Genomic DNA, 26,182 nt, shown 5'->3' on the forward strand with positions numbered 1-26,182 from the left:
GCAGGAGAAATCACGCTTTTCAGCGGCGACGCGCAGATCGCACACCAATCACTGCAGTCACCACGCCAAGAACCTGCGCAAGCCTCGCGGCATCGGCGATTTCAACCGTGAACGTCATCCATGCCGTCCCCTTGATCGACTGCGTCTGCACGCCGATCACGTTCATCTTCTCTCGTGCGAACACGTCGGAGATATCGCGCAGCAGCCCCTGGCGGTCGGCCGCTTCCACAGCCACGTCGACCGCATAGACCGGTACTTCCGTTCCCTTCTTGGGCATGCCCCATTCCACGTCGATCACGCGCTCGCCGTCCTTCACTGCCATCGTGCGGAAGTTGCTGCAGTCGCTGCGGTGGACGCTGACGCCATGCCCTCGCGTGACGAAGCCGCGAATGGCATCGGGCGGCGCGGGCTTGCAGCATTTGGCGAGTTGCGTCATCAATGACGACACGCCCACGACCAACACGCCGCCCTTGCCCGACTTCTCGCTGCCGCGCGCCTTCTTGATGAGCACGCCATCGTCCGGACCCGGCACAGGCTCTGGCGGGCGCAGCAGCGTCTCGATGTTGCGCAGCGAGAACTCGTCCTTGCCCACCACTTCGAACAGGTGGTCCGCCGACTTGAAGCCCAACTGCGAAGCCAGGTCTTCCAGGCGCATGGCCGTCTTGCCTTCGCGCTGCAGCAGCTTTTCCACCGCCTCGCGTCCGCGCGCCACCGTCTCGTGCGTGATTTGCGCGTTGAACCATGCACGCACCTTGGCACGGGCGCGGTGGCTGGCCAGATACCCCAGCTCCGCATTGAGCCAGTCGCGCGAAGGTCCGCCTTCCTTGGCGGCAATGATCTCGACCGTCTGCCCGTTCGACAACGGCGTGTTCAGCGGCACCATCGCGCCATCGACCCGCGCACCGCGGCAGCGGTGGCCCAACGTCGTGTGCACGGTGTAGGCAAAGTCGACCGGTGTGGCGCCCTGGGGCAGCTCGACGATGGCGGCGTCCGGCGTCAGCACATAGATGCGGTCGTCGAACAGCCCCTGTCCCTGCAGCCCGCCCGACAGATCGCGCTCCCACGCCAGCAGTTGCCGCAGCACCGCGATCTTCGCGTCGTACTCGCCGCTGGCCCACACGCCGGCATAGCCTTTGTGGCCTGCCTCCTTGTAGGCCCAGTGCGCAGCCACGCCATGCTCGGCGTGGTCGTGCATTTCTTCGGTGCGGATCTGGATCTCGATCGGCTTGCCCGCCTTGCCCTCGACGAGCTCGCGCACCACCGTGTGCAGCGACTGGTAGCCATTGGGCTTGGGCCGCGCGATGTAGTCGTCGAATTCTTCGTCGATCGGCTGGAAATGCGAATGCACCCACGCCAGGGCTGCATAGCAATCCTTGACGTCGTGCACCACCACGCGCAGCGCAAGGATGTCGAAGACCTGCGCGAAGTCGAGCGACTTGCCGCGCATCTTCTTCACGATGCTGTAGATGTTCTTCGGGCGCCCCTGCACGGTGGCCTTCACGCCCTCCTCCTGCAGTTCGCGCTCCAGTTGCGAACGCAGTTGCTCGATGTGCCCTTCGCGCTCGATGCGCTTCTCGTCGAGCAGCCGCGCAATCAGCTTGTAGGTTTCGGGCTCGAGGAAGCGGAACGAAAGATCTTCGATTTCCCACTTCACCTGCCAGATGCCAAGCCGGTTGGCCAGCGGCGCGAAAACCTGCAGCGACTCGCGCGCCACGCTCTCGGGCGCGGGCTGCTTGCTCGCGGCGGCGTGCCGCAAGGTCTGCAGGCGCGACGCCAGCCGCAGCATCACCACGCGCAGGTCGCGCGAGAACGCCAGCAGCATCTTGCGCACGTTTTCTGTCTGCGCGTTCGCGCCTTCGATCTGGTGCGCCTGCGCGGCCGAGCGTGCCTGCTCCTGCACACGCACCAGCTTGGTGGTCTCGACCGCCAGCGCCGCGAAGTTGTCGCCGAACACCTTGGCGATCACTTCCTGCGGGCGGTTCAGGTGCTGGCAGGCGTACACCAGGTAGCTCGCGGCCTGCATGGCCTCGGAGCCCCCCATCTTGGCGACGATGGCGGCCACGGCATCGGCATGTGCGAGCGTGTTCTCGCCCGTGTCGAGCTTTTCGTCGGCAATCAGCGGCTCGGCGAACGCACGCGCACGGGCCAGCATGTTCTCCATCACCGGCGTGCGGTCGGCCGTGGCCGCGGACAACGGATAGTCGACCATTGCCGCGTCGGACAACGGCGCCGTCTGGAGGCTCGAGGAATCGCGCTTCACGTCGCTCAATCGAACAGGAAGCCAGTGACTGCGGCAATCTGCGCGGGGTCGACGAAGGTGGGCGCGTGGCCCACCCCTTCGAACTCGACCAGCGCCGCATGCGGACCGCGCTGTGTCATGGCCAGGGCCGTTTCGCGCGACAGCAGATCGGACACCGCACCGCGCGTGACGAGCGTGCGAGCCTCGATGGCGTCATACAGGCTCCACATGATCGCGCCGCCCTGGGCCGCCGCCTCGGGCGTGATGGCGCGAAGCGCCACGCCGATGGCGGGGTCGTAATGCAGCAGCCACGCGCCCGCGGCGTCGTCGGCACCGGCAGCCGCATCGACCTTGGCCGAGCCCTCGGCATTGCGCTGCGACGCAGGCACCACCATGTGCTGCGACAGCGCCAGCCACTGGGCAGGCGTGTGAGGACCAAAGGTGGTCGACAGTGCCCACATGGCATCGGCCGCGGCCTGCACGCTCGCATACGAGCCGCTCTTGCCCACATAGGCACCGATGCGCTGGACCGCGGCGGGCTCGATGGTCGGGCCGACGTCGTTGGCGACAAACCGGCGAATGGGCCGCGCGAGCGGCAGCTCCTTGTGGCCTGCCAGCACGAAGCCGATCAGCCCGCCCATGCTGGTGCCGATGTAGTCGAGCATGTCGATCGCCTGTTCACGGTGCAGTTGCGCAACCAGCGCTACCATGTCGGCCGCGTACACAGGCACCTGGTAGAAGTTCGCATCGCGCAGCCAGTCGCTGCGCCCGCGCCCCACCACGTCGGGGCAGACCACGCGCACCTTGCCGCCGGCGCGCGCCACGATGGCCTGCGCCAGCGCATCGAAATCGCGCCCTTGCCGGGTCAGGCCGTGCACGCAGACCACGACATGCGCGCTGCGTGCGTCGCCCCATTGCCAATAGGCCATGCGATGGCCGCCCTGGGCGTCGTCGCACGCCACGTGATGAAGCGTCGGTTCGGTCATGAAAACGAGGTCGTTCTGGTGCGGATAATGGTCTCGTCGCATCCTAATTCATCCGGAGATTGATCTACATGCTCAAAGGCAAAACCGCGCTTGTCACGGGGTCCACCAGCGGCATTGGCCTCGCCATTGCCAAGGCACTCGCCCAACAGGGCGCGAACATCGTGCTCAACGGCTTCGGCGACGCCGAAGCCCCCAAGTCGCAGGTCGAGGCGCTCGGCGTGCGCACCGAGTACCACGACGCCGACATGAGCAAGCCCGAGCAGATCGAGGACATGATGAAGTTCGCCGCGTCGAAGTTCGGCCGCGTCGACATCCTGGTGAACAACGCCGGTATCCAGCACGTCGCCAAGATCGAAGACTTTCCCACCGAACGCTGGGACGCCATCATCGCCATCAACCTCACCAGCGCCTTCCACACCACGCGCCTGGCGATTCCCGCGATGCGCGAAGCCAACTGGGGCCGCGTGCTCAACGTCGCGTCGGCCCACGGCCTGGTGGCCTCGGCGCAGAAGTCGGCCTATGTGGCGGCCAAGCACGGCATCGTCGGCCTGACCAAGTCGGTCGCGCTCGAAACCGCGACCACGGGTGTCACCGCCAACGCCATCTGCCCGGGCTGGGTGCTGACGGCGCTGGTGCAAAAGCAGATCGACGACCGCGCGGCGCGCGAAGGCATCACCGCCGCGCAGGCCCAGATCGAACTGCTGGGCGAAAAGCAGCCTTCGCTGCAGTTCACCACGGTCGAGCAACTGGGCGGCATGGCCGTCTTCCTGTGCTCGCCGGCGGCCGACCAGGTCCGCGGCGTGGCATGGGCCATGGACGGCGGCTGGACTGCCCAGTAGGGGTTAGCCCAACGGTAAGCGGCGGCGGCGCAGCTGCATCTCTTTGCGCTTACTTGAGCTGCACCGCGCCCGACACGCTCACCACCACGCTGGTCTTGCCGGCCTCGACCGGCACCGCCGCGTCGGCCGAGAACGACTTGGCCTGCATCGCCATCATGCGCGGGCGGATCGGGCCGCTGTCGCTGGCGTTCACCGACACCTCGCGCAGCGTGTAGCCGCCGAAACCGAAGCCCTTGGCCAGTTCGCCTGCCTTCTGCTTGAAGTTTTCGATGGCGGTGGTTTGCGCCTCGGTCTCGGTCCTGGCGCGCTGCTCGCGGCTCAGGCCGAAGCCCACATTGGCCACGGTGAGCGTGGTGATGCGGCCCGCTGCCTGGGTGATGCGCGGAAAGTCGCGCCCTTCGAGCACCAGTTCGCTCGAACCCTGCCAGCCGTTGATCTTGCCGTCCTTGGTGTAGCGCGGCGACAGGCTGAAATTGCCGGTGCGAACGTCGAGCTGACCGGGTTGGGCGCTCTTCTTCGCTTCGGTCAGCGCGGCATCGAGCGCGGCCTTCAACTGCGACTGCACGGTGGCCGCGTCGGTCGCTTCGCGGGTGGTCGACAGCGTCATGCTCAGCAGGTCCTGCTGGACCTCGACGGTGCCGGAGGCCGTCAGTTGCAGCACGTTCTGCGGCGCCGGCGCGACGACGTTCTGAGCCAGCGCGGTGCCGGCCACGGCCAGGGCGGCGCAGGCCGCAAGCAATTTGATTTTTTTCAAGACGAATATCTCCCCAGGGATTGGTATGAAGGACAGGCCTGCGACAGCGGGCTCGGCGTGCCTCGATGGTGCTTCGAAAGCGCCTCAGCGCCGCTGGCTGCGCGGCGCGGTCAGTGAACTCGAGGTCGTCGACGGTGAAGGCTGCACGAGGGGCACAGCCGGCACGATGCGCTCGGCCGGCTGCGATTCTGCCGAAACGGCCAGAGCCCCCGCAGCGGGCGGGGTCCATTGGCCGCGCACCTGCTGGCGCAGCTCGAACAGTTCGGCCGCGGTGAGCCGCCGGCCGGCGGCAGCCTCTTCACGCTGCACCTCCTCGCGCTGCGCTGCCCGGTGGGCCGCCACGGCATCACGCACTTCGCTGCGGCGCACCTCCCCTACCCTGAGGAAATCGCCGGACACCGCCTGCGAGGGACCGCAGACGAAAACAAGGGCAAGTGGCAGAACGAAAAAAGTGGGTCTCATTGATCAGAAGTCATATGGCAAGAGGAACTTTGCCACCTCTGTGCGCACGCCGGATGACTAGACCGCGAGCGTCCGCAAGTTTTGTAACTTAGTGTCAAACCATAAGTAAATCCGCCGCTCCGAGCGCACAACGCCTTCAGAATCGGCGCTGTTACAAATTCATCGTTGTAGAAATGACTCAAGTTCCCGCTCGCACCGACAAGATCGTGATCGTCGACGACGACGCCCGCATCCGCGACCTCCTGCGCCGCTACCTGACGCAGGAAGGATTCGAAGTGATCGTGGCCGAGGACGGCAAGGCGCTCAACCGCATCCTGTTGCGCGACACGGTCGACCTGATCGTGCTCGACCTGATGATGCCCGGCGAAGACGGCCTCTCGGTCTGCCGCCGCCTGCGTGCCGCCAACGACCGCACCCCGATCATCATGCTCACCGCCAAGGGCGAGGACGTCGACCGCATCGTCGGCCTCGAAGTCGGCGCCGACGACTACCTGGGCAAGCCCTTCAACCCGCGCGAACTGCTGGCCCGTGTGCACGCAGTGCTGCGCCGCCGTCCGCCGCTCGAAGCCCCGGGCGCGCCTTCCACGGAGAACGAGACCGTCACCTTCGGTCCGTTCGCCTTCGATCTCGGCTCGCGCACCCTGAAGAAGGATGGCGAAGAACTCTCGCTGACCACCGGCGAGTTTGCGATGCTGAAGGCGCTGGTGCGCCATCCGCGTCAACCGCTGTCGCGCGAAAAGCTGGCCCAGCTGGCGCGCGGGCGCGAGTTCGAGCCCTTTGACCGCAGCCTGGACGTGCAGATCTCGCGCCTGCGCAAGCTGGTCGAGTCCGACGCCGCGGCGCCACGCTACATCCAGACGGTCTGGGGCGTGGGCTACGTGTTCGTGCCGGACGGCGCGGCCTGACGCGTCGCTGAGAGGTGGCCATCGGCCAATCCGCCAGACCGGGCCACTCGCAGGAGGACGGCGCACAGGTCACGATGCCGAGCCCGCTGGAGGCGAGCGCGGCGCGCGACCGTCGCCCCGGCCTCAAGCTGGGCTTCAGCCTTTTCTGGCGCACCTTCTTCCTGCTGGCGCTGCTGCTGATCGGCTGCACGGTCGCCTGGCTGCAGACCTTCCGCTCGCTCGAGTACGAGCCGCGCGCCATTCAAACCGCCCACCAGATCGCCTCGCTCGTGAACCTCACGCGCGCGGCGCTGGTGTATTCGGACGCCATCACGCGGGTGTCGCTGATCAAGACACTGGCCGACCAGGAGGGCGTGCGCATCCTGCCGCGCGAGCCCAACGACCGCTTCCAGCCCTACACCAGCGGCGCGCTCGACCTTCGCGTGACCGAGGAGCTGATCGATCAGCTCGGAGAAGGCACCACGGTGGCCAGCCGCGTGAACGACGAGGCGGGCCTGTGGATCGGCTTCACCATCGAGAGCGACACCTACTGGCTGCTGCTCGACCCCACGCGCTTCAGCCGCGTGGGCGGGCGCACCTGGCTGGTGTGGCTCAGCACGGCCATGGCGCTGTCGCTGGCCGGTGCGGCGCTGATCACGCGGCTCATCAACCTGCCGCTCAAGCAGCTGTCGCGCGCCACCATGCAGGTGCGCGAAGGCGAGTACGAGGCGCACCGGCTCGACGAGCGCGCGCGCACCAACGAAATTCGCGCGGTCAACATCGGCTTCAACCGCATGGCCGACCAGCTCGCCAAGATCGAGCAGGACCGCGCCATCATGCTGGCCGGCATCTCGCACGACCTGCGCACGCCGCTCGCCCGGCTGCGGCTGGAAACCGAGATGAGCGTGGCCGACGAAGATGCGCGCGACCACATGGCGGCCGACATCGCCCAGCTCGACGCCATCATCGACAAGTTTCTCGACTACGCGCGGCCCGACCATGTCGATCCGCGGCCGGTGCTGCTGCGCGACGTGGTCGACGCCTGCACCTACGCCGTGCAGGACTACGAGGAGATGAACATCAAGGTCGAGGTCCCGCCCGATCTGCGGGTGATGGGCGACGAGGTCGAACTCACGCGCGTCATTTCGAACCTGGTGGAGAACGCGAGGCGCTACGGCAAGACACCGTCCACCGGCGTGGCCGACGTCACGATCCAGGCGCAGGCCAACAACGACGCCGTGCTGATCAAGGTGCGCGACCACGGGGCGGGCGTGGAGCCCGGCCTGCTCTCGCAGCTGACCAAGCCCTTCTTCCGCGGCGACGCGGCGCGCACCTCGGCGGCCGGTGCGGGGCTGGGCCTGTCGATCGTGGCGAAGAACATCGAGCGCATGGGCGGCACCTTCGCGCTCACCAGCACCCCGGGCCGCGGCCTGGCGGCGCACATCCGGATGCCGCGCGCCATGCCCACGCCCAAGCCGGGCGAGCCGCAGGGCGGCAAGAAGGCGACCCTGGGTTGATCCGCTGAGCCGCTGATCCCACCTCAGCGGCACCTCAGCGGTGCAGCAACACGGCCGCGCGCGCTTCCATTGCGCGGCCCTCGCCCACCGGGCCGAGCTTCTCGGCCGTCTTGGCCTTCACATTCACCTGCTCCAACGCCACGCCCAGGGTGTCGGCGATGCGCCGGCACATGAGCGGAATGTGCGGCGCCAGCTTGGGCGCCTGCGCGATCACGGTGCTGTCGACGTTGCCGATGTCCCAGCCCGCCGCACGCACCCGGCGCGCCGCCTCGGCCAGCAGCACCGACGAATCGGCACCGCGAAACTGCGGGTCGGTGTCGGGGAAATGTCGGCCGATGTCGCCCAGCCCCGCCCCGCCCAACAGCGCGTCGGTGATGGCGTGCAGCAGCACGTCGGCGTCCGAATGCCCCAGCAGGCCGGTGGTGTGCGGCACCTCGATGCCGCCCAGGATGAGCTTTCGCCCGGCCACCAGCTGGTGAACGTCCCAGCCCTCGCCCACGCGGATGTTGAAAGGCGCCGTCATGCCATGTCCTTCTTGCGGGCCAGCAACAACGCCTCGGCCAGTGCAAAGTCTTCGGGGAACGTCACCTTGAAGTTCTGCGCGCTGCCCGGCACCAGCAGCGGCGACAGCCCGATGGCCTCGATGGCGCCGGCCTCGTCGGTCACGGCGTCGCCGGTGCGCTCCAGCGCATCGAGCAGCATGCCGATGCGGAACATCTGCGGGGTCTGGGCCAGCCACTTGTCGGCGCGCGACAGGGTCTGCGACACGCGGCCCTCGGTCGTCGATGCCTTCAGCGTGTCGGCCAGCCGGTGCGCCAGCAGGCCGCCCACCGCGTCGTGCTCGCAGGCCGCGACCAGCGCCTCGATCTGGCTCGAAGTGACGAGGCAGCGCGCCGCGTCGTGCACCAGCACCCAGTCGTGCGCCCCGGCGCCCTTCTGGCGCAACGCCGCCAGGCCGTTGCGCACTGTGGCCGCGCGGGTCACGCCGCCCACGCGCAGCAGGTATTCGTTGTCCGCGGGAAAGCGCGGCAGCGCCGCATCCACCTCGCGGTCGTCCGGCGACACCACCAGCGCCAGCCCGGCGAACCGGCCCGCCAGTGCACGGAAGGCTTCCAGCGTGTGGGCCACCATCGGCGCACCGGCCAGCCGCCGGTACTGCTTGGGAACGGCGGACTGCGCATGGCCCGCGCGGTGGCCGGAGCCGGCGCACGGGATCAGCACGAAAAGTCGGGAAGAGGACATGAGGGCCCAGCGTCGGCAACGGCCGACAAGCGAACAAAGGGCAGCCATTCTAGAATTGACGGCCTCACACACCCCTCGCCAGCCGGCGCGGGGTGTTGTGCATTTTTTAAGCGTTCCATGGACCTCCCCCACCTCACGGCGGGCAAGCGTTTCACGCTGCCGCGCCCCCCGTTGTCGGCCGACGCACTGCTGCTGGCGCAGCTGGCCATGCGCGAGAAAGCCGCCGGGCGCGCCACGGCGATGTTCACCGCCGACGCCAACGACGCGCAGCGGCTCATCGACGAAATCGCCTTCTTCGCGCCCGACCTGCGCTGCGCGCTGTTCCCCGACTGGGAAACGCTGCCCTACGACAGCTTTTCGCCGCACCAGGACCTGATCAGCGAGCGACTGGCCACCCTGTGGCGCATCAGCCAGAAAGAGGCCGACGTGGTGCTGGTGCCCGCCACCACCGCGCTCTACCGCCTGGCGCCCCCGTCCTTCCTGGCCGGCTACACCTTCCACTTCAAGGCCAAGCAGAAGCTGGAAGAGTCCAAGCTCAAGGCCCAGCTCACGCTGGCCGGCTACAGCCATGTGACCCAGGTGGTGAGCCCGGGCGAGTACGCCGTGCGCGGCGGGCTGATCGACCTGTTTCCCATGGGCTCGCTGGTGCCCTACCGCGTCGACCTGTTCGACGACGAGATCGATTCGATCCGCACCTTCGACCCCGACACCCAGCGCAGCCTGTACCCCGTGCCCGAGGTGCGCCTGCTGCCAGGGCGCGAGTTCCCGATGGACGACGACGCGCGCGGGCGCTTTCGCAGCCGCTGGCGCGAGCTGCTCGAAGGCGACCCGACCAAGAGCCGCATCTACAAGGACATGGGCAACGGTGTGGCCACCGCCGGCATCGAGTACTACCTGCCGCTGTTCTTCGACGAGACGGCCACCGTGTTCGACTACCTGGGCCCCGACGCCACCGTGGTGCTGCACGGCGACCTCGAACCCGCGTTCCAGCATTTCTGGCAGGACACGAACGAGCGCTACCGGCTGGTGCAAGGCGACCCCGAACGCCCAGCGCTGCCGCCGGAGGCGCTGTTCCTGAACGCCGAGCAGTTCTATCAACGGGCCAAGCCCTATGCGCAACTCGCCATCCGCGGCGACGCCCCCACCGAAACACCGTACGCCGAGTTCGACAAGCTGCCGCCTTTCGCCATGGTGCGCGGCGCGGAAGACCCGCTGGTCGGACTGAAGGCCCACATCAAGGCCACCCCCCACCGCGTGCTGCTGATCGCCGAGAGCGACGGCCGCCGCGAAAGCCTGCTCGACTTCCTGCGCGCCAGCGGCGTGAGCCCGCCGGCCTTCGATTCGCTGGCCGAGTTCGAAGCGTCCACCGACGAAAAAGTCGGCATCGTCACCGCCGCGCTGGCCTCGGGCTTCGCCTGGCGCGAACAGGCCATCGACCTCGTCACCGAGACCGAGCTGTTCGCCACCGCGCCCACCACGCGCCGGCGCAACAAGCGGCAAGAACAGGTCAGCGACGTCGAGGCGCTGATCAAGGACCTGTCGGAGCTCAACGTCGGCGACCCGGTGGTCCACACCGCCCACGGCATCGGCCGCTACCGCGGCCTGATCCACATGGACCTGGGCCAGGGCGTCGATGCCGACGGCAAGCCGCTGCTGCAGGAAATGCTGCACTTGGAGTACGCCGACAAGGCCACGCTCTACGTGCCCGTTTCGCAGCTGCACCAGATCAGCCGCTACACCGGCGTCAGCGCCGACGAGGCACCGCTGCACAGGCTGGGCTCCGGCCAATGGGAAAAGGCCAAGCGCAAGGCCGCCGAACAGGTGCGCGACTCCGCCGCCGAGCTGCTCAACATCTACGCCCGCCGCGCCGCGCGCGAAGGCCATGCCTTCCGCTACTCGGCCGCCGACTACGAAGTGTTCGCCAACGACTTCGGCTTCCAGGAAACCGCCGACCAGAAGGCCGCGATCCACGCCGTGGTGCAGGACATGATCTCGCCCCAGCCGATGGACCGCCTGGTCTGCGGCGACGTGGGTTTCGGCAAGACCGAGGTCGCGCTGCGTGCCGCCTTCATCGCCATCACCGGCGGCAAGCAGGTGGCCTTCCTGGCGCCGACCACGCTGCTGGCCGAGCAGCACTACCAGACGCTGGTCGACCGCTTCGCCAAGTGGCCGGTGCGCGTGGCCGAGATGAGCCGCTTCCGCTCGGCCAAGGAAATCAACGCCGCCGCCAAGGGGCTGGCCGAGGGCACGGTCGACATCGTGGTGGGCACGCACAAGCTGCTGTCGCCGTCGATCAAGTTCAAGAACCTGGGCCTGCTCATCATCGACGAGGAGCACCGCTTCGGCGTGCGCCATAAAGAGGCGATGAAGGCCATGCGCGCCGAGGTCGACGTGCTCACGCTCACCGCCACCCCCATTCCGCGCACCCTGGGCATGGCGCTCGAAGGCCTGCGCGACCTGAGCGTGATCGCCACCGCGCCGCAGCGGCGCCTGGCCATCAAGACCTTCGTGCGCAACGAGGGCACCGGCGTGATCCGCGAGGCCGTGCTGCGCGAGCTGAAGCGCGGGGGGCAGGTGTACTTCCTGCACAACGAGGTCGAGACCATCGAGAACCGGCGCCAGAAGCTCGAAGAGATACTGCCCGAGGCCCGCATCGCCGTGGCCCACGGCCAGATGCCCGAGCGCGAGCTGGAACGCGTGATGCGCGACTTCGTGGCGCAGCGCTACAACCTGCTGCTGTGCTCGACCATCATCGAGACCGGCATCGACGTGCCCACGGCCAACACCATCGTGATGAGCCGCGCCGACAAGTTCGGCCTGGCGCAGCTTCACCAGCTGCGCGGGCGCGTCGGGCGTTCGCACCACCAGGCCTATGCCTACCTGATGGTGCCGGACACCGAAGGCCTGACCAAGCAGGCCGCGCAACGCCTGGACGCCATCCAGCAGATGGAAGAGCTTGGCTCGGGCTTCTACCTCGCCATGCACGACCTGGAAATCCGCGGCACCGGCGAGGTGCTGGGCGAGAACCAGAGCGGCAACATGATGGAAATCGGCTTCCAGCTCTACAACGAGATGCTCAGCGAGGCCGTGCGCGCGCTCAAGGCCGGGCAGGAGCCCGACCTGCTGTCGCCGCTGTCGGTCACCACCGAAATCAACCTGCACGCCCCCGCCCTGCTGCCCGACGACTACTGCGGCGACGTGCACCTGCGGCTGTCGTTCTACAAGAAGCTGGCCACCGCGAAGACGCCCGACCAGATCGACACGCTGCTCGAGGAAATCGTCGACCGCTTCGGCAAGCTGCCGCCGCAGGCGCAGACGCTGATCGACACGCACCGCCTGCGCGTGCTGGCGCGCCCCTACGGCGTGATCAAGGTCGATGCCGCGCCGGGCATCATCAACATCACGTTCAAGAAGGATCCGCCGGTCGATTCGATGGCGATCATCCAGCTGATCCAGAAGAACAAGCACATCAAGCTCGCCGGCAACGAGAAGCTGCGCATCGAGCGCGAACTCAAGGAGCCGAAGGAGCGCGCGCAGATGGTGCGCGACGTGCTGCGCAGCCTCGGACAACCCATCGTCAAGGAACCCGCCCCCGCATGAGCCCCCTCAGCGCCATTCAAGAAATTTCTCCCGGCCTCGTCCTCCAGCGCGTGAAGCCGCCACTGAAGCTCGCCGACTTCAAGCTGATTGCGTTCGACATGGACTCGACGCTCATCAACATCGAATGCATCGACGAAATTGCCGACGCTGTCGGCAAAAAGGCCGAGGTGGCCGCCATCACCGAAGCCACGATGCGCGGCGAGATCAAGGACTTCAAGGAAAGCTTGCGCCGCCGCGTGGCGCTGCTCAAGGGCGTGCCCGTGGCCGCCTTGCAGCAGGTGTACGACGAGCGGCTGAAGCTCAATCCCGGCGCAGCCGAATTGGTGGCGGCCTGCAGGAAGGCGGGCCTCAAGGTGCTGCTGGTGTCGGGCGGCTTCACCTTTTTCGCGAACCGCGTGAAGGACCGCCTGGGCATCGACTTCGCGCGTTCCAACCTGCTCGACGAGGCGGACGGCAAGCTCACGGGCAAAGTGGTCACGCAAAGCTGGGGCGACATCTGCGACGGCGCCGAAAAGCGCCGCACGCTGCTCGAGGTGGCGTCGCTCATGGGCATCTCTGCGCAGGAAACCATCGCCGTGGGCGACGGCGCGAACGACCTGCCGATGATGGGCGAGGCCGGCCTGTCGGTGGCCTATCACGCCAAGCCGAAGGTGCGCGAGCAGGCGATGGTGGCGATCAACGAAGGCGGCCTGGACCGCCTGCTGGAAGTCGCGCGGCCCTGAGCGGTCCCGCCCCCTCCGGCCAGATGCTCAGGCGCCTCCGTCCGCCGCGCCGGGCTCCGGCGACTTGGCCGCCGCCCCCAGCAAGCGCTCGCGCATCGCGGGCACCACGGTGTCCGCGGCGCGCTCGAGCTGGTCGACCAGTCCGCCCACACCCACCGCGAATCGCGCGCCCGAGGCGCTCGACGCCGAACCGAGCGCGATGATGCCGATGCCCTCGGTCACCACCCCGCGCGAGAACGCGTAGCCGCGCTCGCGCGACTCCTGCACGCGCGCCTTCACGTAGTCGGCGTCGACCGTCTGGCCGCCGGGCTTCAGGCGGATGTTGCTGCGGTGGATGGTGCGCGCCACATGGTCGTCGCTGCTGGCCGCCAGGAGCGCCCAGCCGGTGCCCGACATGCACAGCAGCCGCCGCGTGCCCGGCTGCACGTTGAACTGGATCGCGCGGCTGCCGAAGATCACGTGCACGTACTGCGCGTAGATGTCGTTCTCCACCGCCAGGATCGCGGTGAAGCCGCTCTCGCGCGCGATGTCGCCGAGCACCGTGAGCAGTTGCCCGCCCTGGAACATCGAGTCCATCACCCAGTCGCCGATGGAGGCCAGCCGCGGCGTGGCGAGGTAGGCGCGCAGCGAGGAGTCGTAGCGCAGGTAGCCCAGGGTGGCGATGCTTTTCAGCAACACCTGCGCGCTCGACAGCGGATAGCCCAGGCGCTCGGAGATCTCGCGCACCGTCACCGGCCGCCTCGTCTCCCTCAGGTACTCCAGCACCTGAAACACCCGCCCCGCCGTCTTGATCACCGATTGCTCCACATGTTTCTCCGCGGCCCCGGGGACCGCGGGCGATGCTACTGCAACTCGATGCCGGTAATGCCCACCAGCCGCTTCCAGCGGCCGATCTCGTCCGTCTGGTAGCGGCGCAGTTCGGCGGCCGACGACATGATCAGCTCGGTGCCCTGCTTGCGGTAATAGGCCTGGATCTCCGGCGTCTGCGCGGCCTTGGCGAAGAGCGCGCCCAGCCGCTCGACCACGGCGGGCGGCGTCTTCGACGACGCCGCGGCCGCCACCCAGTTCACGGCCAGGTAGTCGGGCCAGCCGGCCTCGCCGATGGCGGGCACGTCGGGCAGAACGATAGAGCGCTGCGGCGCCGTGAAGGCCAGCGCGCGCACACGGCCCGAGCGCGCGAGCTCGTTGGCGCCGGTGGCGTCGACCACGGCGAAGTCGACCTCGCCCGTCATCACCGCGTTGACGGCCTCTCCGGCGCCCTTGTAGTTGATGCCGGCGGTCTTGATCTTCGCCATCTCGTTGAACCACTCCGAGTAGAGCGTGTACGACATGGAGCCGCTCGCGTAGTTGAGCTTGCCCGGGCGCTTGCGTGCGTCGGCCACCAGCTCGGCGAGCGTGCGGTGGGTGGAATTGGCCGGCACGATCACCAGGCACGCGCCGCGCGACAGCAGCGTGATAGGCGCGAAGTCGGCGATCGGGTCGTAGGGCAGCTTGCGGAAGGTGGCGGCATTGGTGGTGAGCGTCGAGTTGCTGCCGATGAACACCGTGTGGCCGTCGTGCGGCGGGTTCAGCGCTGTCTGCACGCCGATGAAGCCGTTGCCGCCGGGCTTGTTCTCCACCGTGACGGGCTGGCTCGTCAGGTCGCCGATGCTGCGCGCGAACAGCCGTGCCGTGATGTCGGTGCCGCTGCCGGGCGGGAACGGCACGATGAAGCGCATCGCATGCGTGGGAAAGGCCGGGGCCTGCGCCTGTGCCTGCGCTTGCGCGATCGCGGGCAGGCCGGCCGCGCCCATCAGCGCGGCGCCGCCGCCCAGCTGCAGCAGCCTGCGCCGTCCGATGCCTGCGTTCGCATTCGCGCCCCGCGGGCCTGCATGGGTCATGCGTTGTGTCTTGTGTTCCATGGTCGTGTCTCCGTGTCGTTCCATCAGCGCCGCGAGCCCAGCAGCTCGCGCGCCACCACCCAGCGGTGCACTTCGCTGGGGCCTTCGTAGATCCGCATCAGCCGTGTCTCGTTGGCCATCTGCTGCAGCGGCATTTCCTTGGTCATGCCCATGGCTCCGAACACCTGCATGGCCATGTCGATCACGTCCCAGGCCATCTCGGTGGCAAACACCTTGATCATCGAAACCTGCGAGCGCGCCTCCTCGCCGCGGTCGATGCGAGCGGCGGCTTCGTAGGTCATGAGGCGGCAGGCGTGGATGCGCGTGGCGGCGTCGGCCACGCTCCACTGCACGCTCTGCCGCTCGGACAGCATGGCGCCGAAGGTCTTTCGCATGGGCGCGTACTCGCACACCATGTCCAGCGCGCGCTGGGCGCGGCCGATGCACCAGGCGGCCATCTGCACGCGCCGGCTCGACAGCCGCGCCTGCATCGGCGCGAAGCCCTGCCCTTCCACGCCCAGCAACTGGCCCGCACCCACCACGCAGTCCTGCAGGCTGATCTCGTACGTCGACGCGCCCCCGAGCATCGGGATGCGCCGCTCGACCACGAAGCCCGGCGTGTCCTTGTCCACGATGAAGGCGGAGATGCCGCCGCGCGAGCCCCGCGCCTTGTCGGTCACTGCCATCACGATGGTCCAGTCGGCGCGCGCGGCGCGGCTGATCCATATCTTGCGGCCGTTGAGCACCCAGCCCCCATCGGCGGTGCGCTCGGCGCGCGTGCTCATCGCGGAGGGGTCGGCGCCCGCGCCGGGCTCCGAGATGGCGATGGCCGACACCGTCTCGCCGCGCGCGTACGGCGCCAGGTAGCGCTCGGTCTGCGCCGCGTCGGCGGTCTTCAGCAGCATGCGCAGGTTGGGCGAATCGGGCGGCAGGTCGTAGGGCGTGATGGTCTTGCCCAGCTCTTCGTTGACGCCCACCATGGCCGTCACCGGCAGGTCGGAGCCGCCGAGTTCGGTGGGCGCATCCAGGCCCCAGAGGCCGAGCGCGCGCGAGAGGCCGTCCAGCCGCTCGTGCTCCTCGGGCATCAGCATCAGCTGGCCGCCCGCGGCCTCGCGCTGCAGCACCGCCGGCTCCAGCGGCAGCAGTTCGTCGCGCACGAAGCGCGCGACCAGGTCCTTGAGCATGCGGTGCTCGTCGTCGAGTTCGAAGTTCATGCCTGCCTCACTCCCCCGCGACCGCGCGCCCTGCCTTCAGGCGCGCGATGTCGTCTTCGCCGAGCCCCGCCTCGCGCAGGATCTCGCTGGTGTGCTGCCCGATCGTGGGCGCCTGGCGATACACGGTGGTGGGCGTGGCCGAGAAGCGCGCCGTGGGGCGCACCTGGCGGATCGGCCCTTCGGTGGGGTGCCGTGCTTCCTCGAACAGCCCGACCGCCTTCAGGTGCGGATGCGACGGCAGGTCGTCCAGCGCGTAGATGGGCGTGGCCGGAATGTCCAGCTTCTCGCACAGCTCCATCCACTCGGCCGTGGTCTTCAATGGAGACAGTTCGCGCAGGTGGCCGTACAGCGCCTTGACGTGCGTGTTGCGCTCCTGGCGGTTAGCGATGCTGTAGCGCGCGGCCAGTTCGGGCTGGCCCACTTCCACGAAGAAGGCCTGCCAGTGCCGCTCGGTGTAGGGCAGCATGCTGATCCAGCCGTCGCGGGTGCGCGCCGGCTTGCGCCCGCCTTCGAGCAGGCGCGGGTAGCCGGCCTTCACGCTCGAGCCCGCGAAGGTCATGCCGCCCATGTGCTCGGCCAACACGAAGGCCGCCATGGTTTCCAGCATCGGCACCTCCACGTACTGCCCCTGGCCGCTGCGCTCGCGGTGCAGCAGCGCGGCCAGCACTGCGTTGCACACGGCCAGGCCGGTGGTCTTGTCGGCGATGAGGCTCGGCGTGTAATCGGGCTCATCGCGCCCCACGGAACCCACGCCCACCAGCCCGCAGGCTGCCTGGATGATGTCGTCGAAGGCCGGCTTGTCGCGGTGGGGGCCGTCCTGTCCGAAGCCGGTGGCCGCGCAATACACCACGCGCGGGTTGAGCTTCGCGACCTCGGCGTAGCCCAGGCCCAGGCGCTCGATGGCGGCCACGCGCATGTTGTGCACCACCACGTCCACGCCGGCAATGAGCGCGCGCAGCGCGGCCACGCCTTCGGGCGATTTCAGGTCCACGGCCAGCGAGCGCTTGTTGCGGTTGACGGCCAGGAAGATCGAGCTCATGCCCGGGGTCTGCGAGATGCCGTTGGCACGCATCATGTCGCCCTCGGGCGGCTCGACCTTGATCACGTCGGCGCCGTAGTCGGCCAGCATCTGCGTGGCCAGCGGGCCGAGCACCACGGCGGTGAGGTCGAGCACGCGAATGCCCTTGAGCGGCCCCTGAGCCGCGTTGTTGGAGGTTGTCGAATCGGTCATTGAAAAAGGAAAGGAGAAAAACGAAGAAAGGAGCAGCGACACGAAGCGCGCGAAGCCTGGGGAGGAGCCCTAGTTCGGCAGGCCGACGAGGTGCCGCGCCATCACCACGCGCTGGATCTGGCCGGTGCCCTCGACGATGTCGAGCGCCTTCACGTCGCGGAACAGCTTCTCGATGAGGTGGTCGCCGCGCCCGCCGGCCGCGCCCAGCACTTCCATCGCGAAGCTCGCGGCCTCGAAGGCGGCCGGCGGCGCGAGCGCCTTGGAGGCCGAGGCCTCGGGCATGTTGGGCTGGCGCTGGTCGGCCAGCCACGCGGCGCGCAAGGCCAGCAGCAGCGCGGCCTTGAGCTTGCGGCGCGAGCGCTCGAGCCGGTCGCGCAGGCGCAAGTCCGACGCGAGGCCGTTCGCCTGCATGAAGGCCGCGGCCTCGTCGAGCGCCGCGCGGCCGATGCCCACCGCCATGCCCGCGATGGCCGGGCGGCCCGCGTTGAAGGTGTTCATCGCGCCCTTGAAGCCGCCCGAGCGCTGCTCGTAGTACGCCTCGCCGCCGAGCATGTTGGCCACCGGCACGCGGCATTCGGAGAGAAAGAACGAGGTCGACTCGTAGGCCTTCAGGCCCATCTTCTTCTCGATGCGGAAATCGCCCAGGCCCGGCGTGCCGCGCTCCACGACGAAGGCGCGGTGGCCCGCGCGGCCCAGCGCGGGGTCGATGGTGGCGAACACCACGATCCACTCGGCGCGGCCCGAGTTGCCCGAGAACGACTTGGCGCCGTTCAGCACCCAATGGTCGCCGTCGCGCCGCGCGCGGGTCTTGATGTTGGCCACGTCCGAGCCGCCCGAAGGCTCGGTCATCGCGAAGGCGCCCCAGATCGGCCGCTGCGGATTCACGAAGGGCGAGAGAAAGCGCTCCTTCTGCTCGGGCGTGCCCATCGACAGGATCGGCGGCTCGCCGAGCCCCGGGCCGGGCAATGCGACGCCGATGCCGCGGTCCCAGTAGGCGCCCTCTTCCGCGAGCAGCACCTGCGCGACCGCCGAGGCGGCCTTGTTGGGGGCGGCGGCTGGCGCGGCTTCGGTCACGGCGCCGGCGGGGCGCCAGCGCGTGCGCCCGAAGCCCTCGGCCAGCATGCGCACGAAGAACGGGTCGTCCACCGGCAGCGGCGCGCCCGCGCGGTCGGCGCGCCAGCCCGCGGGACGCATCTCTTCACGGCCGAGCCGGCGCAATGTCCGCAGCCGCGCCTGGTCGTCGGCACTGATCGAAAAATCCATGTCAGGTCCCTTGCGCGCTGTCGGCGAGAAAAGCGATCGAAGAAAAGGCGGAGGAAGAAAACGGCGGCAGTGCGTCGTCGCGCGCCGCGTCGGCACCGCCGAGCAGCAGGCCCAACGCGCGCAGTTCGCGCATGTGCTTCTCCACGGGGTAGTCGCGCATGAAGCCCGAGCCGCCGAGGATCTGCACCGCGTTCGAGCCGATGAAGACGGCGTTTTCCACCGCCTCGATCAGCGCCGTGGCCGCGGCCTCGCTGGCGGGCCGGCCCGCTTCGAGCCGCCACGCGGCCTCGTGCAGCAACTGCCGCGCGGCGTCCACCGCGCTGTGCATGTCCACGATCAGGAAGGCCAGCGCCTGGTGGTGCGCAATGGGGCGGCCGAAGGCCACTCGCTCGAGGGCGTAGTTGCGCGAGTACTCGGCGGCGGCGTGCATCTGGCCCACGAGGAGCGCGGCCAGCTGCACACGCGCATGGGCCAGTGCGAGCGCGGCGGCCTCGGGGTCGGTCCAGGCGGCGTCGACCGGCGCGCCGTCCACGCGGATCTCGCTCGCACCCGCGGCGCGCAGCCCCGCGCCGGGTACGGGCGTCACGGCGATGCCGCGCGTGACCAGCCGCAGGCCGTCGCGGGTCAGCACCGCGAGCAGGTCCACGCGGTCGGCGGGGTGCCAGGGCACGTTGATGCTGAGCGCATCGCCCGCGTCCGCGGCCCGGCCGTGAGGGTCGTACACCAGCACGGCGCGCGCGCCGTGCCGGCTCGCCAGCGCTTGCGCATGCGTGCGCAGCGCGGCCTCGCCACCAAAGGCCAGCAGCGCGTGCGCCACGCCGCCCAGCGGTTGCAGCGCCAGCGCCGCGCCGGGGCAGCCGGCGGCGAGTTCCTCAGTCACCCGCACGCGCGCCAGTGCGCCCATGCCGGCACCGCCGCAGGACTCGGGCCAGTCGATGCGGTCGAAGCCGATCTCGTGCGCCTCCTGCAATACCGGCTGCGGCACGGCGCGCTGCTGCTCGAAGTCGCGCTGGAACGGCAGCAGTTGCTCTTCGCAGAAACGCCGCGCGGTGTCGGCGACCAGCTCGAGGTCTTCACCCCATGAGAAATCGATCATGTCGTGCCTCGTGCGTGGTCAGTGGCGCCCGAAGACGGGCTCGCGCCGCTGCGCGGTCGCTGCCACGCCTTCGCGGAAGTCGCGGGTCTGGAAGTGCAGGCGCTGCTCGCCCGCCTCGCGCTCGACGGCGGCGCGCACCGCGTCGACCAGCCCGGCGCGCAGGCTCGCGCGCACGGACTCCACGGCGATGGGAGCCGATGCGGCGATCTCCTCGGCCAGCGCCTTCGCGCGGGCGCGCACCTGGTCCTGCGCCACCAGCTCGTCGGCCAGGCCGATGCGCACGGCTTCCTCGCCGTTCAGCCGGCGACCGGTGTAGAGCAGCAACGCCGCCTGCTGCGGCCCGACGAGTCGCGGCAGCGTGCAGCTCAGCGCGAAGCCGGGGTGGAACCCCAGCCGCGCGAAGTTGGCGCTGAAGCGCGCCTCGGCGCAGGTGACGCGAAAGTCGGCCACCAGCGCCAGGCCCAGCCCGCCGCCCACGGCCGGCCCCTGCACAGCGGCAACGACCGGCTTGGTCACCGCGAACAGCCGCACCGCCTGGCGGTACAGCGGCGCCGGGTCGCGGCTTTCGCCGGCGGCCGGGGCCGGGGCGGAGAAGTCCGCGCCCGCGCAGAAAGAGCGCCCCTGCGCGGCCAGCACGATCACGCGGCATTCGGGGTCGGCCTGCAGCGCCTCGAAGGCGTCGGCCAGCCCGGCGATCAGCGCGAGGTCGAAGAAGTTGTGGGGCGGCCGGCACAGCTCCACCGTGGCGGTGTGGCCGCTGCGGTGAATTGCGATGTCGGAAGAGGGCCGGGTTTCGGCCGGGGTGGCGGGTGCGTTCATGTGGCTCCTTGGGTATGCCGGGGGCGTGCATCGCCCTGCTCCTTTTCTAAGATATAACAGATACATGTTTTTTAAAAGCACATATGTATTATTATTTGGACCGACCCAGCCAACACGCGGAAACGCAAAACGGGCGCGTCATCGAAACACCGGTCCAATCACGGAATCAGGAGACAAAAGATGGAGACAACAAGGCGCCAGCTGCTGCTGGCATTGGCGGGCGCGGCCGTCGCAGGGCCCGGCATGGCGCAGGGCAGCGCCTTTCCCACGCGGGCGATCAAGATCGTGGTGCCGTTCACGCCGGGCAGCGGCTCCGACAACTCGGCGCGCTACTTCGGCGACCAGCTCGCCGCGCAGCTGGGCCAGGCGGTGGTGGTCGAGAACAAGCCCGGCGCCAACGGCATCATCGCCCTGCAGTCGGTGAAGAACGCGCCGGCCGACGGCTACATGCTGCTGCTGGCCAGCAACTCGCCGATGGCGGTCAACCCGCTGACCATCAAGGACCTGGGCTACGACTCGGTGAAGGACTACAAGCCCGTGTCCGGTCTCACGCGCGGCATGAACGTGATCGTGGTGTCCAACGACTCGCGCTTTGCCACGGTCGAGGCCCTGCTCGCGGCCGCCAGGACCAAGCCGCTCACGGTGGGCACCTACTCGGCCGGCTACCAGCTGGCCGCCGCCTGGCTCGCCAATGTGGCGGGCGGCGAGTTCACCAACGTGCCCTACAAGGGGCAGGCGCCGATCATGACGGACGTGATCGGCAACCAGCTCGACTTCGCGCTGGTCGACCTCGGCGGCGCCATGCAGCTCATCAAGAGCGGCAAGCTGCGCGCGCTCGCGGTGTCGGGCGAGGCGCGACACCCTGACCTGCCCGCCGTGCCGACCATCCGCGAGAAGGGCTTCAACGAGTACGTGCAGTACAGCTGGGTGTCGTTCTACGTGCGCTCGCAGACGCCCGACGACGTGACCGCCAAGCTGGCCGACGCGCTGCAGAAGGCGCTTGCCAGCGACGACGCGCGCGCCTTCGTGCGCAAGACCGGCGGGGAGCTGATGCCGTATCCGCCGGAGAAGATGCAGCGCTTCCACTTGGAGGAGATCGCGCGCTTCCGCAAGATCGCGGCCATCGCCAACATCAAGCCGGAGTGACACAGAATGGCGGGATGAACGACACGTCCATGACCTCCGCGTCCTCCACGCCGCCCCTGTACCGTGCCGACGCCCTGCGGGACTACGCCAGCGCCCTGCTGCAAAAGGCCGGCCTCGCCGCCGCCAAGGCCGACAGCGTCGCCCGCACCCTGGTCGAAGGCGACCTGCTGGGCCACGACACGCACGGCCTCGCGCTGCTGGCGGGCTACGTGAAAGAACTGGAATCGGGCGGCATGACCCGCGACGGCGCACCCGAGCTGCTGTCGCACCGCCCCGCCGCCGTGCTGTGGGACGGCAAGCGCCTGCCCGGCCCCTGGCTCATGGACCAGGCCATGGACCTGCTGGTGCCGCGTGCGCGCGAACTGGGCACGGCCTCGCTCGTCATCCGTCGCAGCCACCACATCGCCTGCCTCGCGGTCTACATGCTGCGCGCGCTGCAGGAAGACATGCTCATGCTGCTGGCCTGCTCCGACCCCAACGCGGCCAGCGTCGCCCCCTTCGGCGGCACGCAGGCCGTGTTCACGCCCAACCCGCTGGCCATGGGCTTCCCGCTGTCGCAGGGCGGCGTGATGGTCGACATCTCGGCCTCCATCACCACCAACGGCATGAGCAACCGCAAGCGTGCCGCTGGCGAGACCTTCGCCGAGGAATGGCTGATCGACGCCGCGGGCAAGCCGTCGAACAACCCGCAGGTACTGTTCGACCAGCCGCCCGGCACGCTGCTGCCCGTGGGCGGCCTGAGCCACGGCCACAAGGGCTACGGCATGGCGCTGCTGGTGGAAACGCTCACGGCCGGCCTCGCGGGCCATGGCCGGGCCGATCCGCCCGAGGGCTGGGGTGCGACGGTGCACATCACGCTGCACGACCTGAACGCCTTCGGCGGCAAGGAGGCGTTTCTGCGCCAGATGGACCACGTGGCCGCGCAATGCCGCGGCAACACGCCCATCGACCCGGCCAAGCCTGTGCGGCTGCCGGGCGAAGGCGGGTTGAAGCGTCGGGAAGCGCAAGCTGCGAACGGGGTGCGGCTGCACCCGTCGATTGCGCGCTCGCTGCAGGATGCGGAGCAGCGGCACGGCCTGCGGTTGGCGCAGGCCCTGGTCTGAGCCAGTCTCAGTCTTCGGATTCTTCGGTCGAATCCGGGGCGCCTTCGCCCGGCGCGCGCGGCTTGCGCTTGCCCGGCTTGGCCACCACCTCAACGTAAAACTGCGTGCCGGCCTCCTTGACCACACCGTCGATCAGCCCGGTAATGGCGGAAAGGTGGACGACTTCGGCCGATTCTTCGGCCGTGCCGAACTTGCAATCGAAGTCCCAGAAGTCCGAGCCTTCGGGCAGAACGCGCCGGCGTTCACGCTTGATGTACTTGCGAATCTCGTGCTTGATGGCTTCGAGGTGACGGTCGGGGTGCTTGCCCTCGACCTGAAGCTGAAAGGTTTTTCTCATGGGTGATGGTAACCAATGGCCCCCGGCCGTCCTGTGTACAGTCGGCGGCTCTATTGAAAGCAGGTGAAAAATATGGCGCGCGCGAACGACTGGGCAAGCAAGGTGATGGCATTGATCAACGGTGGCAACCCCAGCGCGGCCATTGCGCAGATCAAGGTGGCGCCCACGGTCAAGGACCTGAAGGCGCTGCAGACCATCATGACGCTGTCCAAGATGAAAGGCCGCTATCCGAACGTGGACGCGGCCGTGGCGGACAACCTGAACCTGCTGGCAGCGCCCCGGCTGCACCGCTCCCCTTGATGGCCTGAGCGTTACAGCGCCTGGCCGAGGCGCTTGACGCCTTCCTCGATCCTGGCCACGTCGGCCGTGGCAAAGCTCAGGCGCAGGGTGGCCACATCGGGGTTCTCGGCGAAGAACGGCGCGCCGGGCACGAAGGCCACCAGCTTCTCGATCGCCCGCTTGGCCAGCACATTGGCATCGGCCAGCTTGCCGTTGGCGCCGGTCAGGCGCGCCCAGAAGAACAAACCGCCGTGGGGCTGCGTGAAGCTCACCGCCTCGCCCAGTTCGCGCTTCAGCGCGGCGCCCATGGCCTGGGCGCGCTGGCCGTACACCTCGCGCACATGCGCCAGCGTGCCGGGCATGCGCCCGCTCTTGAGGTACTGCGCGGCCGTGGCCTGCGCGAAGGTGCTGGTGTGTGCGTCGCTGAACTGCTTGCACATGGTGGCCTTGGACAGCAACTCGGCCGGCGCGATCATCCAGCCGATGCGCAGGCCGGGGCTCAGCACCTTGCTCAGGCTGCCGCAGTGGGCAATGAGCTCGCGGCTGCCGGGCACGTCCTTGGCGAGCGCCAGGATCGACGGCGGCGGCGCCTCGCCGAAGTACAGGTCGCCGTAGGGGTCGTCTTCCACCACGAGCGTCTGGTACTTCACGGCCAGTTCCAGCACCTTCTTGCGGCGCTCCAGGCTCAGCATGGCGCCGCTGGGGTTGCCGAAGGTGGGGATCAGGTAGACGAACTTGGGCTTGTGCTCGGCGATGAGCTTTTCCAGTTCGTCGGTCTTCACGCCGTTTTCGTCGATGGGCGCGCTGATGAGCTGCGCGCCGTACAGGCGGAAGCACTGGATGGTGGCCAGGAAGGTCGGGCCTTCGACGATCACCTTGTCGCCGGGCGAGATCATGGTCTTGCCCAGCAGGTCGAGCGCCTGCTGGCTGCCGGTGGTGACGATCAGGCCGCTGGGGTCGACGTCCACGCCCTTGGTCTTCATGAAGGCGCTGAGCTGCGTGCGCAGCGGCTCGTAGCCCTCGGTGGCACCGTATTGCAGCGCGCCGCCGGGTTCCTCGGTGAGCGCCTTCTGGCTCGCCTCCCTGAGGCCCTCGACGTCGAACATGGCGCTGTCCGGAAAGCCGCCCGCGAAACTGATGATGCCGGGCGTGCCCAGCAGCTTGAAGAGTTCGCGGATGGCGGAGGTTTCGACGTTGTCGAGGCGGGAGGCGAATTGCATGGTCGGGCTCACTTTCTGGGCGACATTGTCGCGAAAGCCGCGGGCAATAAAGCTGCGTAGGGCCATGTCCTTTCAACGATATATTGCGCTACCGCCGACCCCGCTCCATGAAAAAAGACAACATCCCCCTCTTCTTCGCCACCCTGCAGGCGGCCAACCCCGAGCCCCGGACCGAACTCGAATACACCACGCCCTTCGAACTGCTGGCCGCCGTGCTGCTCTCCGCGCAGGCCACCGACGTGGGCGTGAACAAGGCCACCGCCAGGCTGTTTCCGGTGGCGAACACGCCGCAGGCGATCTACGACCTGGGCGTGGAAGGGCTCGAGGACTACATCAAGACCATCGGCCTGTACCGCAGCAAGGCCAAGCACCTGATCGAGACCTGCCGCATGCTGGTGGAGCTGCACGGCGGCGAGGTGCCGCGCACGCGCGCCGAGCTGGAAGCCCTGCCCGGCGTGGGCCGCAAGACCGCCAACGTGGTGCTGAACGTGGCCTTCGGCGAAGCGACCATCGCGGTCGACACGCACATCTTCCGCGTGGGCAACCGCACGGGCCTGGCGCCGGGCAAGACGCCGCTGGACGTGGAACTCAAGCTCGAGAAGCGCGTGCCCCCGCAATACCGCCTGCACGCGCACCACTGGCTGATATTGCACGGGCGCTACGTGTGCGTGGCGCGCAAGCCGCGTTGCTGGGAGTGTGCGGTGCACACTTTCTGCGCCTACAAGCCGAAGACGCCCGCGCCCAAGGCGACATGACCGGCACGACCGGCAAGACCACCCCGCAAAGAATGACGACACAGACAAAGCACTCCTCGACGCTGCTTGCGGCCGCAACGCTGGCAGCCCTGCTCCCGGCCGCGGCCTGGTCGCAGCAAACTGCCGGCCTGCAGCCCGACGCCATGGCGCTCTACGGCGGGCGCTGGTCCACCGCCTGCGCCGACGCCTCCGCGCCCACGCTGCAGGTGCGCCAGGACATGCTGATCGCCGAAAGCGGCAAGCGCCGCGTGGTCGGCCGTGCGCCGCAAACGGCCTACAGCTTCTTCGGCAACAGCCCGCCGCCGGCCGGCTTCGACGTGGCGCTGATCAGCGAGTCCCCCAAGGCGGGCGTCATGACCTTCCTGGTCTACCGCGACGCGCGCGGCCAGTCGATCACGCTGGACGCCGACAAACCCGTTGCCGGCCAGCTCGGTCCCGAGATGATGAGGCTGCGCTACTGGCGCTGCGACGGCGCTGCCCGCGCGGCGCCCCCGCCCGCCGAGGCCCCGGCCGCCAAGGCCTGTCTCTTATACACATCTGACGCTGCCGACGAAGCGCCACACGTGTAGATCTCGGTGGTCGCCGTATCATTAA

25 protein-coding genes are annotated in these 26,182 nt (G+C 68.6%); 10 read left to right on the forward strand and 15 right to left on the reverse strand.

The features are described 5' to 3' along the window. Positions 1 to 19: 19 nt before the first annotated feature. Both AC0IYU_RS02530 and AC0IYU_RS02535 read right to left on the reverse strand, forming a co-directional pair. A complete protein-coding gene (locus AC0IYU_RS02530) occupies positions 20 to 2,209 on the reverse strand; it encodes a RelA/SpoT family protein (protein ID WP_472112740.1) in 2,190 nt (729 codons plus the stop codon). Between the two features lie 56 nt (positions 2,210 to 2,265). After that, on the reverse strand, positions 2,266 to 3,267 hold the full coding sequence (locus AC0IYU_RS02535) for an alpha/beta fold hydrolase (protein ID WP_472112639.1): 1,002 nt from the start codon (positions 3,265 to 3,267) through the stop codon (positions 2,266 to 2,268). A 26-nt stretch (positions 3,268 to 3,293) separates the two neighbouring features. On the opposite strand from AC0IYU_RS02535, the gene AC0IYU_RS02540 reads away from it, so the two are divergent. Further along, a complete protein-coding gene (locus AC0IYU_RS02540) occupies positions 3,294 to 4,064 on the forward strand; it encodes a 3-hydroxybutyrate dehydrogenase (RefSeq protein ID WP_472112642.1) in 771 nt (256 codons plus the stop codon). A 49-nt stretch (positions 4,065 to 4,113) separates the two neighbouring features. Here the strand turns inward: AC0IYU_RS02540 and AC0IYU_RS02545 are convergent, their stop codons facing one another. Both AC0IYU_RS02545 and AC0IYU_RS02550 read right to left on the reverse strand, forming a co-directional pair. Further along, on the reverse strand, positions 4,114 to 4,818 hold the full coding sequence (locus AC0IYU_RS02545) for an SIMPL domain-containing protein (RefSeq protein ID WP_472112645.1): 705 nt from the start codon (positions 4,816 to 4,818) through the stop codon (positions 4,114 to 4,116). An 84-nt stretch (positions 4,819 to 4,902) separates the two neighbouring features. Next, positions 4,903 to 5,280 carry a hypothetical protein gene (locus AC0IYU_RS02550; RefSeq protein ID WP_472112649.1) on the reverse strand — a complete coding sequence of 126 codons (378 nt, stop codon included), beginning with the start codon at positions 5,278 to 5,280 and terminating at the stop codon, positions 4,903 to 4,905. Positions 5,281 to 5,453: 173 nt separating this feature from the next. On the opposite strand from AC0IYU_RS02550, the gene ompR reads away from it, so the two are divergent. Together ompR and AC0IYU_RS02560 are read left to right on the forward strand one after the other, a co-directional pair. Next, entirely contained in the window at positions 5,454 to 6,185 is a 732-nt protein-coding gene (ompR, locus tag AC0IYU_RS02555) for an osmolarity response regulator transcription factor OmpR (RefSeq protein WP_257859571.1), read from the forward strand. A gap of 74 nt (positions 6,186 to 6,259) precedes the next feature. Next, positions 6,260 to 7,681: a sensor histidine kinase gene (locus AC0IYU_RS02560; protein WP_472112742.1), complete on the forward strand. Its 1,422-nt coding sequence runs from the start codon at positions 6,260 to 6,262 to the stop codon at positions 7,679 to 7,681. Between the two features lie 34 nt (positions 7,682 to 7,715). On the opposite strand, the gene ispF is transcribed toward AC0IYU_RS02560, so the two are convergent. Together ispF and ispD are read right to left on the reverse strand one after the other, a co-directional pair. Then, positions 7,716 to 8,204 carry a 2-C-methyl-D-erythritol 2,4-cyclodiphosphate synthase gene (gene ispF / locus AC0IYU_RS02565; protein WP_472112652.1) on the reverse strand — a complete coding sequence of 163 codons (489 nt, stop codon included), beginning with the start codon at positions 8,202 to 8,204 and terminating at the stop codon, positions 7,716 to 7,718. Next, the gene (gene ispD / locus AC0IYU_RS02570; RefSeq protein WP_472112654.1) at positions 8,201 to 8,923 is read right to left on the reverse strand and encodes a 2-C-methyl-D-erythritol 4-phosphate cytidylyltransferase; all 723 of its coding nucleotides are present in this window, start codon (positions 8,921 to 8,923) and stop codon (positions 8,201 to 8,203) included. Before ispD ends, ispF begins: the two co-directional genes overlap by 4 nt. A gap of 117 nt (positions 8,924 to 9,040) precedes the next feature. On the opposite strand from ispD, the gene mfd reads away from it, so the two are divergent. Both mfd and serB read left to right on the forward strand, forming a co-directional pair. Beyond that, entirely contained in the window at positions 9,041 to 12,523 is a 3,483-nt protein-coding gene (gene mfd / locus AC0IYU_RS02575; protein ID WP_472112657.1) for a transcription-repair coupling factor, read from the forward strand. Continuing rightward, positions 12,520 to 13,245, forward strand: a complete 726-nt coding sequence (gene serB, locus AC0IYU_RS02580) for a phosphoserine phosphatase SerB (protein ID WP_472112660.1) — start codon at positions 12,520 to 12,522, stop codon at positions 13,243 to 13,245. The genes mfd and serB overlap by 4 nt, the downstream gene beginning before the upstream one ends. A 27-nt stretch (positions 13,246 to 13,272) precedes the next feature. Here serB and AC0IYU_RS02585 read toward each other — a convergent pair whose 3' ends face one another. From AC0IYU_RS02585 to AC0IYU_RS02615, 7 genes are all read right to left on the reverse strand, one after another. Beyond that, the gene (locus tag AC0IYU_RS02585; RefSeq protein WP_472112662.1) at positions 13,273 to 14,040 is read right to left on the reverse strand and encodes an IclR family transcriptional regulator; all 768 of its coding nucleotides are present in this window, start codon (positions 14,038 to 14,040) and stop codon (positions 13,273 to 13,275) included. 47 nt (positions 14,041 to 14,087) lie between these two features. Then, the gene (locus AC0IYU_RS02590) at positions 14,088 to 15,146 is read right to left on the reverse strand and encodes a Bug family tripartite tricarboxylate transporter substrate binding protein (RefSeq protein WP_472112666.1); all 1,059 of its coding nucleotides are present in this window, start codon (positions 15,144 to 15,146) and stop codon (positions 14,088 to 14,090) included. A gap of 23 nt (positions 15,147 to 15,169) precedes the next feature. Then, a complete protein-coding gene (locus AC0IYU_RS02595) occupies positions 15,170 to 16,339 on the reverse strand; it encodes an acyl-CoA dehydrogenase family protein (protein WP_472112670.1) in 1,170 nt (389 codons plus the stop codon). Positions 16,340 to 16,346: 7 nt separating this feature from the next. After that, a complete protein-coding gene (locus AC0IYU_RS02600; protein WP_472112673.1) occupies positions 16,347 to 17,570 on the reverse strand; it encodes a CaiB/BaiF CoA transferase family protein in 1,224 nt (407 codons plus the stop codon). 69 nt (positions 17,571 to 17,639) lie between these two features. Continuing rightward, entirely contained in the window at positions 17,640 to 18,833 is a 1,194-nt protein-coding gene (locus tag AC0IYU_RS02605) for an acyl-CoA dehydrogenase family protein (protein WP_472112676.1), read from the reverse strand. Between the two features lies 1 nt (position 18,834). After that, complete coding sequence (locus AC0IYU_RS02610; protein ID WP_472112679.1) at positions 18,835 to 19,929, reverse strand: acyl-CoA dehydrogenase family protein; 1,095 nt, start codon at positions 19,927 to 19,929, stop codon at positions 18,835 to 18,837. 18 nt (positions 19,930 to 19,947) lie between these two features. Next, positions 19,948 to 20,748 carry an enoyl-CoA hydratase/isomerase family protein gene (locus AC0IYU_RS02615; RefSeq protein WP_472112682.1) on the reverse strand — a complete coding sequence of 267 codons (801 nt, stop codon included), beginning with the start codon at positions 20,746 to 20,748 and terminating at the stop codon, positions 19,948 to 19,950. A gap of 180 nt (positions 20,749 to 20,928) precedes the next feature. Here AC0IYU_RS02615 and AC0IYU_RS02620 point away from each other — a divergent pair, with 180 nt between their 5' ends. Together AC0IYU_RS02620 and AC0IYU_RS02625 are read left to right on the forward strand one after the other, a co-directional pair. Next, on the forward strand, positions 20,929 to 21,894 hold the full coding sequence (locus AC0IYU_RS02620) for a tripartite tricarboxylate transporter substrate binding protein (RefSeq protein ID WP_472112685.1): 966 nt from the start codon (positions 20,929 to 20,931) through the stop codon (positions 21,892 to 21,894). Positions 21,895 to 21,908: 14 nt separating this feature from the next. Then, a complete protein-coding gene (locus AC0IYU_RS02625; RefSeq protein WP_472112687.1) occupies positions 21,909 to 22,997 on the forward strand; it encodes an Ldh family oxidoreductase in 1,089 nt (362 codons plus the stop codon). 7 nt (positions 22,998 to 23,004) lie between these two features. Here the strand turns inward: AC0IYU_RS02625 and AC0IYU_RS02630 are convergent, their stop codons facing one another. Next, positions 23,005 to 23,334 (reverse strand): DUF6172 family protein, encoded by a 330-nt coding sequence (locus AC0IYU_RS02630; protein WP_435435952.1) that lies wholly within the window; start codon positions 23,332 to 23,334, stop codon positions 23,005 to 23,007. Positions 23,335 to 23,406: 72 nt separating this feature from the next. Between AC0IYU_RS02630 and AC0IYU_RS02635 the strand changes: the two genes are divergently transcribed. Then, positions 23,407 to 23,634 (forward strand): hypothetical protein, encoded by a 228-nt coding sequence (locus AC0IYU_RS02635; protein WP_435435951.1) that lies wholly within the window; start codon positions 23,407 to 23,409, stop codon positions 23,632 to 23,634. Between the two features lie 11 nt (positions 23,635 to 23,645). On the opposite strand, the gene AC0IYU_RS02640 is transcribed toward AC0IYU_RS02635, so the two are convergent. Further along, positions 23,646 to 24,833: an aminotransferase-like domain-containing protein gene (locus tag AC0IYU_RS02640; RefSeq protein WP_472112690.1), complete on the reverse strand. Its 1,188-nt coding sequence runs from the start codon at positions 24,831 to 24,833 to the stop codon at positions 23,646 to 23,648. 107 nt (positions 24,834 to 24,940) lie between these two features. Here AC0IYU_RS02640 and nth point away from each other — a divergent pair, with 107 nt between their 5' ends. Both nth and AC0IYU_RS02650 read left to right on the forward strand, forming a co-directional pair. Then, the gene (gene nth, locus AC0IYU_RS02645; protein WP_472112693.1) at positions 24,941 to 25,588 is read left to right on the forward strand and encodes an endonuclease III; all 648 of its coding nucleotides are present in this window, start codon (positions 24,941 to 24,943) and stop codon (positions 25,586 to 25,588) included. Between the two features lie 32 nt (positions 25,589 to 25,620). Beyond that, entirely contained in the window at positions 25,621 to 26,157 is a 537-nt protein-coding gene (locus AC0IYU_RS02650; protein WP_472112695.1) for a hypothetical protein, read from the forward strand. The last annotated feature ends 25 nt before the right edge of the window (positions 26,158 to 26,182 follow it).

Source organism: Variovorax sp. AC103, assembly GCF_979254005.1.